The sequence below is a fragment of the Burkholderia sp. Ac-20392 genome (assembly GCF_017104585.1).
Classification (GTDB): Bacteria; Pseudomonadota; Gammaproteobacteria; order Burkholderiales; family Burkholderiaceae; genus Burkholderia; species Burkholderia lata.
Genome location: NZ_JAAGPB010000969.1, coordinates 1 through 1,668, shown reverse-complemented (window position 1 = coordinate 1,668; position 1,668 = coordinate 1). Strand labels below are relative to the sequence as shown.

Annotated in this window: 1 rRNA gene; it reads left to right on the top strand. The window is 53.6% G+C overall.

The features are described from left to right. Positions 1–1,645 (top strand): 23S ribosomal RNA (locus G3N99_RS40155); the annotation flags it as partial. Between the last annotated feature and the right edge of the window lie 23 nt (positions 1,646–1,668).

The following is a 1,668-nucleotide window of genomic DNA, read 5'->3' as shown; positions in this document are numbered from 1 at the left end:
GAAGTGCGAATGCTGACATGAGTAGCGATAAAGGGGGTGAAAGGCCCCCTCGCCGTAAGCCCAAGGTTTCCTACGCAACGTTCATCGGCGTAGGGTGAGTCGGCCCCTAAGGCGAGGCAGAAATGCGTAGCTGATGGGAAGCAGGTCAATATTCCTGCACCATTGTTAGATGCGATGGGGGGACGGATCGCGGAAGGTTGTCCGGGTGTTGGAAGTCCCGGTCGCTGCATTGGAGAAGGCGCTTAGGCAAATCCGGGCGCGGAATTCAAGGGTGTGGCGCGAGCTCCTTAGGGAGCGAAGCAATTGGAAGTGGTTCCAAGAAAAGCCTCTAAGCTTCAGTCTAATGATGACCGTACCGCAAACCGACACAGGTGGGCGAGATGAGTATTCTAAGGCGCTTGAGAGAACTCGGGAGAAGGAACTCGGCAAATTGGTACCGTAACTTCGGGATAAGGTACGCCCTTGTAGCTTGATGCCCCTGCGGGCAAAGGGTGAAGGGGTTGCAATAAACTGGTGGCTGCGACTGTTTAATAAAAACACAGCACTCTGCAAACACGAAAGTGGACGTATAGGGTGTGACGCCTGCCCGGTGCCGGAAGATTAAATGATGGGGTGCAAGCTCTTGATTGAAGTCCCGGTAAACGGCGGCCGTAACTATAACGGTCCTAAGGTAGCGAAATTCCTTGTCGGGTAAGTTCCGACCTGCACGAATGGCGTAACGATGGCCACACTGTCTCCTCCCGAGACTCAGCGAAGTTGAAGTGTTTGTGATGATGCAATCTACCCGCGGCTAGACGGAAAGACCCCATGAACCTTTACTGTAGCTTTGCATTGGACTTTGAACCGATCTGTGTAGGATAGGTGGGAGGCTATGAAACCGGAACGCTAGTTTCGGTGGAGCCGTCCTTGAAATACCACCCTGGTTTGTTTGAGGTTCTAACCTTGGCCCGTGATCCGGGTCGGGGACAGTGCATGGTAGGCAGTTTGACTGGGGCGGTCTCCTCCCAAAGCGTAACGGAGGAGTACGAAGGTACGCTAGGTACGGTCGGAAATCGTGCTGATAGTGCAATGGCATAAGCGTGCTTAACTGCGAGACCGACAAGTCGAGCAGGTGCGAAAGCAGGTCATAGTGATCCGGTGGTTCTGTATGGAAGGGCCATCGCTCAACGGATAAAAGGTACTCTGGGGATAACAGGCTGATACCGCCCAAGAGTTCATATCGACGGCGGTGTTTGGCACCTCGATGTCGGCTCATCTCATCCTGGGGCTGTAGCCGGTCCCAAGGGTATGGCTGTTCGCCATTTAAAGAGGTACGTGAGCTGGGTTTAAAACGTCGTGAGACAGTTTGGTCCCTATCTGCCGTGGGCGTTGGATATTTGAAGGGGGCTGCTCCTAGTACGAGAGGACCGGAGTGGACGAACCTCTGGTGTACCGGTTGTCACGCCAGTGGCATCGCCGGGTAGCTATGTTCGGAAGAGATAACCGCTGAAAGCATCTAAGCGGGAAACTCGCCTTAAGATGAGATATCCCTGGGGACTAGATCCCCTTGAAGGGTCGTTCGAGACCAGGACGTTGATAGGTCAGGTGTGTAAGCGCAGTAATGCGTTCAGCTAACTGATACTAATTGCCCGTAAGGCTTGATCCTATAACAAGTCTGTCTCGCGCTGA